Annotated in this window: 7 protein-coding genes and 1 pseudogene; 2 read left to right on the plus strand and 6 right to left on the minus strand. The window is 70.9% G+C overall.

Annotation, left to right across the window (positions count from 1 at the left end):
• Positions 1-119: pseudogene (locus KBI5_RS03330) on the minus strand (holo-ACP synthase); the annotation flags it as partial.
• 178 nt (positions 120-297) lie between these two features.
• Positions 298-1,209 (minus strand): PadR family transcriptional regulator, encoded by a 912-nt coding sequence (locus KBI5_RS03335; protein ID WP_347272463.1) that lies wholly within the window; start codon positions 1,207-1,209, stop codon positions 298-300.
• 142 nt (positions 1,210-1,351) lie between these two features.
• On the opposite strand from KBI5_RS03335, the gene KBI5_RS03340 reads away from it, so the two are divergent.
• Positions 1,352-1,912: an SWIM zinc finger family protein gene (locus KBI5_RS03340; protein ID WP_011435071.1), complete on the plus strand. Its 561-nt coding sequence runs from the start codon at positions 1,352-1,354 to the stop codon at positions 1,910-1,912.
• Positions 1,913-2,110: 198 nt separating this feature from the next.
• Here KBI5_RS03340 and glmS read toward each other — a convergent pair whose 3' ends face one another.
• The 4 genes from glmS to rplM all read right to left on the minus strand — a co-directional run bounded on the left by glmS (position 2,111) and on the right by rplM (position 6,640).
• Entirely contained in the window at positions 2,111-4,033 is a 1,923-nt protein-coding gene (gene glmS / locus KBI5_RS03345) for a glutamine--fructose-6-phosphate transaminase (isomerizing) (RefSeq protein ID WP_043590091.1), read from the minus strand.
• A 185-nt stretch (positions 4,034-4,218) separates the two neighbouring features.
• A complete protein-coding gene (gene glmM, locus KBI5_RS03350; RefSeq protein WP_011435069.1) occupies positions 4,219-5,586 on the minus strand; it encodes a phosphoglucosamine mutase in 1,368 nt (455 codons plus the stop codon).
• Positions 5,587-5,695: 109 nt separating this feature from the next.
• Positions 5,696-6,103 carry a 30S ribosomal protein S9 gene (gene rpsI, locus KBI5_RS03355; protein ID WP_085014282.1) on the minus strand — a complete coding sequence of 136 codons (408 nt, stop codon included), beginning with the start codon at positions 6,101-6,103 and terminating at the stop codon, positions 5,696-5,698.
• 93 nt (positions 6,104-6,196) lie between these two features.
• Positions 6,197-6,640: a 50S ribosomal protein L13 gene (rplM, locus tag KBI5_RS03360; RefSeq protein ID WP_085014283.1), complete on the minus strand. Its 444-nt coding sequence runs from the start codon at positions 6,638-6,640 to the stop codon at positions 6,197-6,199.
• Between the two features lie 294 nt (positions 6,641-6,934).
• Here rplM and KBI5_RS03365 point away from each other — a divergent pair, with 294 nt between their 5' ends.
• Positions 6,935-8,395, plus strand: coding sequence for a hypothetical protein (locus KBI5_RS03365; RefSeq protein WP_051569455.1), 1,461 nt, complete (start codon positions 6,935-6,937; stop codon positions 8,393-8,395).
• Positions 8,396-8,444 lie beyond the last annotated feature (49 nt).

Raw genomic sequence — 8,444 nt, forward strand, 5'->3', positions numbered from 1 at the left:
CGGGCGAGGCCGCGTTCGGTCGCGGTGAACAGCCTCATCGCGATGCCCGGCGTGCGCGCCAGCGTCGCGGCGAACCGGTCGACATCCACCACGTCCACTCCGACGCCCACCACCGCCACCCGGAAAGGTTCCCACAAACGCGGTGTTGCGCCGCCGTCGGCACCGGGGTGGCCGGTGAGGTCCCCGCCAGCCGGTTCACGCCCATCTCGCCGAGGGCGCCCGCGCCCCGCTGATCAACGCTTCGTCGATCAGTGCGTCGCAGCCCGCCCTGGGGCCGATCCGCCGTTGCCGTCGTCCTTAGCTGTCGCCATCGGGAGCGGTGCGGCCCTTGTCCGCGCCGGTGCCCGTGGCGGCACCCTCCGGTCTCATCGGGGGCTCGACGTCGTCCCCGGCGAGGATCCGGTAGAGACCACGGYGGGTCTCGGCGAGCAGGGACCGCGCCGCGGCGATCTGCGCTTCGTCTCCGGCCTGGGCCACCTGGACGATGGCCGCACCGACGGCGAACGCCAGCGTTCGCAAACTGGTGAGATCGTCATCGACCGCCGCCGCAGCAGTCTCCCACGGCTTGCGCTCCCCTGCGCGTGCCTCGACGTGCGCCCGCCCGGCGTCGGTGAGATGGAAGACTCGCTTGCCCTCCGCCTCCTCCGCGCGCACGAGACCCTCGTCGGCCAGCAGTGACAGGACCGGGTAGACCGACCCCGGGCTCGGCCGCCAGATGCCACCGCTGCGCTCCGCAAGCTCGCGGATCATCTGGTAGCCGTGCATGGGCTCCTCGGCCAGCAGCGCGAGCAGCGCCTCCCGGACGTCGCCCCGCCCCACCTTCGGCCCACGGCCGCCGAAGCTGCCGGGGCCACCGAAGCCGGGGCCGCCGAAGCCCGGACCGAACCCCGGACCGGGAAAGCCGCCGAACGGCCAGCCCGGTCCGCCCCGGCGGCCTCTCGGCCCGCCTCCCGCGTGCCCACCGTGCTCACGATGCCCACCGTGCTCACGATGCCCACCGTGCTCACGATGCCCACCGTGGCCGCCACGGCCGACGCGACCGGCCCGACCGCTCTCGGGGTGGTCCTGCTCGCCGGCCACCRCCTCCGACCGGCCACCACACTGCCCCCAAGCGCTCATCGCCTCGAAGAAGTCCCGCAGCCGGGACGGGCCGAACCCGGCCTCGCATCCCCAGTGGCCCCATGGGCCCGGCATCACCTGTGAAACCATGATCATTCCCTTCGAATCGGCGCGACCGGAGCAATCCGCTCACGCTCCATCACGTAGRCTCACGATATATCGCGATGCAATCGATGACAAGACCTACTCGGCTAGGCATCCCCGAACCGCGCGAATTCCGTAGGATTGAGMAGTGATCATTTCGGGGTCCGGGGAGAACGGGCACGGCGGAGACGCCGTCACCCCGCTCGAGGCAGCCTTCGAGGAACGCGCCTGCGCACAGCACGCCGGCACCGACGTCTTCATGGAAGGGGTGAATCTGGCTCTTCTCGGTCGAGTCGAACAACTCCGTATCCGCCCCACCAACGCATCCGGCACGGTGGACGACGACGGTTCGTACGAGGTCCGCCTGGAGGCGGCCGACGACGGGCCACGGACGGGCTGTACCTGCACCGAGGGATCCACCGGCTCGTTCTGCCGGCACGCGGTCGCGGTCGCCCTCGTGGCCACCGGCTCGGCGGGGCTCGCCGAGGACGACGAGGGGGAGGACGGCACGATCCTCGGCGAGGAGACCCTCTTCACCGACGACCCGGTCCACGCCGCGATGCGCGTCTTCCTCAGCCGCGCCCCTCGCGCCGAACTTGTCGAGACCCTGCTCGACGCCGCCGACGACAACGACGCCGTCGCCGATGCGCTGTGGGAGGCGACGGTCGCCTGGCACGGCCGTCAGCACGGAGCGACGCCGTCCACCTGACCGGCAGGCCCCTGACCCGCAGGCCCGAGCCCCCGCAGCCCGATGCCAGGGGCCCCACACTGCGCCGAAGGCGCCGTCGACTACCCCAGGAAGCTCGCCGAAGGCGAGCTGACAGAAACCCCGAACGGCGCCCGATGCCAGGGGCCCCCACACTGCGCCGAAGGCGCCGTGTGGGGAAGGCGCCGTGTGGGGAAGGGCTTACTCGACTGTCACCGACTTCGCCAGGTTACGCGGCTGATCGACATCGAGGCCGCGCGCAAGCGCCAGCTCGCACGCGAAGACCTGCAGCGGTAGCGTCGTGACCAGGGGCGCGAACAGCGACGCGGTCGCGGGCACGCGGATGAGATGATCGGCGAACGGTTCGACGGCGGTGTCGCTCTCTTCCGCGATCACGATCGTGCGGGCGCCACGCGCCCGGACCTCCTGGATGTTGGAAACGATCTTTCCGTGCAGGTTGGCACGACCCCGCGGGGACGGCACAACGACGAACACCGGCAGGCCGGGCTCGATGAGCGCGATCGGCCCGTGCTTGAGCTCCCCCGCCGGGAACCCCTCGGCGTGCATGTAGGCGAGTTCCTTGAGCTTGAGGGCCCCTTCCAGGGCCACCGGGTACCCCACATGACGACCGAGGAATAGCACCGCCTTCGCGTCGGCCAGGGCGCGGGCGAGCTCCCGCACCGGCTCGACCGTTCCCAGCGTCCGTTCGATCAGCTCGGGCATGCGCTGGAGCCGCTCGACGTACGCGGCGACCTCGTCGCCGTAGAGCACGCCGCGCACCTGGGCCAAGAACAGGCCGACGAGAAGGCACGCGGCGACCTGCCCGAGGAAGGTCTTGGTGGACGCGACCCCCACCTCCGGGCCGCAGCGGGTGTACAGCACCGCATCGGACTCCCGAGGGATCGTAGAACCGTTGGTGTTGCAGATGGCCAGCACCCGCGCCTTCTGCTCGCGCGCGTGTTTGACCGCCATCAGCGTGTCCAGCGTCTCGCCGCTCTGGCTGATCGCGATGACGAGGGTGGACCGGTCGAGCACCGGGTCGCGGTAGCGAAACTCCGAAGCCATCTCGACCTCGCAGGGCAGCCTGGTCCAGTGCTCGATTGCGTACTTYGCGATGAGGCCGGCGTGGTAGGCGGTGCCGCAGGCGACGATGAAGACCTTGTCCACGTCCCGGAAATCCTGGCCAGACAGCCGCTCCTCGTCGAGCACGATCGCACCGTCGGCGGAAAGCCGACCGCGCAGCGTGTCTGCCAGGGCGGTCGGCTGCTCGCTGATCTCCTTGAGCATGAAGTACGGGTAGCCGCCCTTCTCGGCGGCGCTGGCATCCCAGTCGACGTGGTAGCGCCGACCCTCGATGATCTGGCCGCCGAAGTCGGTCACCGTCGCACCGTCCCGGCGGGCCTCGACCACCTGATCCTGCCCGATCTCCAGCGCCTCCCGGGTGTGGGCGATGAAGGCCGAGACGTCGCTGGCGAGGAAGGTCTCCCCCTGACCGAGCCCCACGACCAGCGGGCTGTTACGCCGGGCCCCGACAACCACCTCCGGGAAGTCGCGGTGCAGCACGACCAGGGTGAACGCGCCTTCCAGCCGCCGGCAGACCCGTCGCAGCGCGACGGTCAGCGGATGCGCGCCCCCGTCGTACCCGCGGTCGGCACCAGCACCAGCACCGGTGCCGGTGCCGGTGCCGGTGCCGGTGCCGGCAAGCTCGACTTCGAGGAGATGGGCGACGACCTCCGTGTCGGTCTCACTGGCGAGCTCGTGGCCGACCGTCTCCAGCTCGACCCGCAACGCGGCGAAGTTCTCGATGATCCCGTTGTGGATGACGGCGATGGCGCCGGTGCAGTCGGTGTGCGGATGGGCATTCGCGTCGGTTGGTCCACCATGCGTGGCCCACCGGGTATGCCCCATGCCTGTGGTGCCGGGCATCGGCCTGGAATCCGGATTCTCGGCGAGCAGCTTCTCGAGGTTGGACAGCTTGCCGGCACGACGCGCCGTCCGCAGTGCCCCGGCGCCGACCACGGCGACACCCGACGAGTCGTAACCGCGGTACTCCAACCGCCGCAGACCGTTCAACGCGACATCCAGGGCCGCCTGGTCGCCGACGTAACCGATGATCCCGCACATGCGGCTCAGCGTACGCAGGTTCCCGGGGGTGAGAGCGTACCGGGGGAGGCTCGGGGCAAGGTGTCCGCTTGTGGCCGCGGCGGGACCGGTCAGCGGCGGGACCGGTCAGCGGCGGGACCGGTCAGCGGCGGGACCGGTCAGCGGCGGGACCAGTCAGCGGCGGGATCGGTCAGCGGCGGGATCGGTCAGCGCGCCGGCGGCAACGCGGTGCGCACGACGGCGGCGAGCCGCTGTGCGACCGCCCGCGCGGCGGCGTCGGTGCCCGCCTCGACCATCACCCGCACGAGGGGTTCGGTGCCGGACGACCGCAGCAGCACCCGACCCTCGTCACCGAGTTCCGCCTTGGCCAGGGCGACGGCCCGCAGCAGTTCCTCATTGGTGTCCACCTGTGTCCGGTCGACGCCACGCACGTTCACCAACACCTGGGGCAGCCGGGTCATCGCCTTGGTGAGCTCGCCGAGCGGTTGTCCGGTCTCGGCGACCCGGCCCAGGATCCGCAACGCCGTCAACAACCCATCGCCGGTCGTCGCGTGGTCCAGGAACACCACGTGCCCGCTCTGCTCACCGCCGAGCACGTAGCCTCCGGCGCGCATCGTCTCCAGCACGTACCGATCTCCGACGGGTGTAGTGACGACGGTGATACCGGCCTCCCGCATCGCGTGGTGAAAGCCCAGATTCGACATCACGGTGACCACCACCGTGTCGTCGACCAGCTCACCCCGCTCGGCCAGCGCCAGAGCACACATCGCCAGGATCTGGTCGCCGTCGACGACCTCACCGGTCGCGTCCACGGCGAGGCAACGGTCCGCGTCGCCGTCATGGGCGATGCCGACGTCGGCGCCGTGCGCCACGACCGCGGCACGCAGGCTGTCGAGATGGGTGGCACCGCTGCCGTCGTTGATCGCTATCCCGTCGCCGTCGGCGTGCAGCGCGACGACGTCGGCTCCGGCCGCCCGCAGCACCCGAGGGGCCAAGGTGGAGGCGGCGCCCTGGGCACAGTCGACGACGACCCGCAGGCCGTCGAGCGGCACCGGCAGCGTGGCCAGCAGATGCGCCGCATACCGGTCGAGGAGAACCGGTTCGTCGCGGACCCGACCGACGTCGGCGCCGACGGGACGGCGGCTGGGAGGTAGGGCCATCCGCCGCTCGATGGCATCCTCGACCTCGTCGGGCAGTTTGAGGCCGCCGGCGGCGAACAGCTTGATGCCGTTGTCCGGCATCGGGTTATGGCTGGCGGAGAGCATGACGCCGAACATCGCGCCGCTGGCCGCGACGGCGTGAGCCACCGCGGGCGTGGGTGCCACCCCGATCCGGGCCACGTCGGCACCGGAGGCCGCGAGCCCGGCGACCACCGCGGCCTCCAGGAACTCCCCGGAGGGCCGCGTGTCCCGGCCGACGACCACTACCGGCTTACCGCGGCCGGAGGGCCCGCTGGTCCGGTTCGGCCCAGCGAGGACCTCGACCGCCGCGGAAGCCAGCGACAACGCCTGCTCCGCGGTCAGATCGATGTTGGCGACACCTCGGACGCCGTCGGTGCCAAAGAGCCTCACCATTGAGGTCTCCCTCGTCGAAGATCGTGGCGGAGACCGAGGGGGGCACCGGTGGCACCGATCCCCTCCGGGAGCACGCCTCCGGGGGCACGCCCGCGAAGGGGATCCAAGGTCAGCGCTTGCTGTACTGCGGAGCCTTGCGGGCCTTCTTGAGCCCGTACTTCTTACGCTCCTTGACCCGAGCGTCACGGGTCAGGAAGCCGGCCTTCTTCAGGGTAGGCCGGGACTCCTCCTCCGCCAGCGTCAACGCGCGGGCGAGGGCGAGCCGCAGCGCACCGGCCTGCCCGGAGACGCCGCCGCCGTGCAGCCGGGCGACGATGTCGTACGACTCCATCCGATCCAGTGCCTTGAGCGGCTCGTTGACGAGCTGCTGGTGCACCTTGTTCGGGAAATACTGCTCAAGCGTGCGCCCGTTGAGCGTCCACTGCCCGGTCCCCGGGAGCAGACGCACCCGGACGACCGCCTCCTTGCGCCGCCCGGTGGCGCGGGGATTGCCCTGTACGTCGGTCACGACAGYCACGTCGCGTTCCTTCCTCGGTTGATGCGTGGTTCCCGGGGCCGATACCGCCGGGCGGGAAGAGCCCGCCCGGCGACCGGCTCAGGAGGTCCGCGGCTACTGCGCGACCTGGATGATCTCGAACGGGGTGGGCTGCTGCGCCTGGTGCGGGTGAGTCGGACCCGCATAGACCTTCAGCTTGGTCCCCTGGRCTCGGCCGAGCTTGTTCTTCGGCAGCATGCCCTTGATCGCCTTCTCGACGATGATCTGCGGACGGGTGTCGAGCAGCTCCCCGTAGGAGGTGCTGCGCAGACCGCCCGGGAAGCCGGAGTGCCGGTGGTACTGGGYCTGCTCCCGCTTGTTCCCGCTCAGGGCGACCTTACCCGCGTTGATCACGACGACGAAGTCGCCGGTGTCGATATGCGGAGCGAAGTACGGCTTGTGCTTTCCACGCAGGAGCGTGGCGGCCTGGGTCGCCAGCCGACCGAGCACCACGTCGGTGGCATCGATGACGTGCCACACACGCTGGACATCCGCGGGCTTGGGCTGGTACGTGCGCACAGGTCTGCCTTCTCGTTCGGACGATCCCGCCAGGAGACTCCCAAGGGGCCTCTCGCGGATCTCGTCAAGAATGTGGAGCGCGCAGACGGGACGTGTCACGCGCAGCAGTCTTTGAGGTTACCAGGCGATCGGAGCGGTCCACCGGGGGGGCACGGAAGGCTGGAGTATCGGGAGTACGGGAGTACGGGAGAGCACCGGGAGTACGGACATGCAGTCGGTCCGGCCACCGACCATGGACACCTGACCGCGCTGAATCCCGCCGACAACCTGGCTATTCTCACCAGGATGACGGAGATGGGCAGCGGGCGATCTGACGGGCGCGAGGGGCCCGGGGCCCCCGGGCACGAGGGGCCGACCCCGCTGTCCGGAGGCGCCTGCCATGATCGGGCGTCTCCCGCGCCTGCCGAGGGCCGTCGGTCGGCCGGCGCGTCGAAGGGCGCGTCGGAGGGCGGCGGTCCGGCCTGCCGGGGAGGCACCACGGGCCCGACAGCGGCGACGATTCCCCGCCCGGGTGGCGCGCACCCCGACCTCGACGGCTGGACTCCCCCGGCCGACGATCCCCTGTTCGGGGGGTCCCGGACGTACTCGTTCTCGCCGAAGCCGACCTCCCTGCGGATCACGCCGCCCGACACCACGCCGCCCGACGTAACACCGTCCCCGACCACCACGAGCTTGAGCACGGGGCCAGCCGGGACCGGCGCCGCATCCGTGCCGCCGTCCGGTCCGACCCGCTATGAGCGCCCGGCATCCCGTCCACGGGACTCGGACACGCCGGCCTATCCGGGTGTCTCCCCACGCCCGGGTGTCTTCCCCGACACGGATGCCGTTACCGGCGGTCCCACCCTCATCGGTGAAACCGGCGAATCCCACCCACCCCCCGCGGCTGACAGCGGATTCGGCGACGGCGATCCGGTCGACGGCGATCCGATCAACGGGTCGGCACCGTCCGCCACCGCCGCATCGAGCGCCCGTGGCGCGTACCCGCCGAGGTGGGGGCGGAGCACTCAGGACCAGGCCGGGGACCGTGGGGTCCGCAGCGCTCGGCGGCTGCTGGCCGGCGTCGCCGGGGCCGTCCTCGTCCTCATCGCGGCGGTCGCGGTCGTGGCGGTGCGCAGCGGGGACAACGGGCGYAGCGGGGACAACGGGAACAAGACGCCCACCACCCGGCAGACGCTCCCACCGATCCCGGCAGGCTTCCTCGACAGCGCGACCCTCGACTCCGATCCGGTGACCGCCAACGAGTTCTTCTCCGACGAGCAGGTCGAGGCCGAAGGACGGAACTACCGACGGCTCGCCCGCAAACTGGACAACAGCTGCCCGGATCTCACTGGTGATCTGGTCACACAGCTCAAGGACCGGCGCTGCCGGCAGGTGGTGCGGACGCTGTTCCTCAGCACCCCGAGGGACGGCGAACGCCAGGTGTTGGCCGGCGTCACCGTCTTCGTCCTCGACAAGCTCGCCACCGCCACCGCCACCGCGGACATCCTCAACCAGGGACGCGGTGGCATCGTGCCCCTCCCCGTCCCGGCCAACTCGATTCCGAACGCGCGGATCACCGGCCCGGGTGGGAACAACTCGTGGCGGGGCGCGATCACCCGCGGGCACTACCTCATCTACACGCAGGTCGCCTACACCGACGGCACCCAGGGTGCGGGGATCGATCCCGCGCTGCGGAACGCCCAGACCGATCTGAGCACGCTCGCGACCGAGCCCATCGGAGACCGAGCAGTACTCGGCCACGGTCCGCGCCACTGACTCACCGGCGACCACTGACTCACCGGCGACCACTGACTCACCGGCGACC

It is taken from the genome of Frankia sp. KB5 (assembly GCF_002099325.1).
Taxonomy (GTDB): domain Bacteria; phylum Actinomycetota; class Actinomycetes; order Frankiales; family Frankiaceae; genus Frankia; species Frankia casuarinae.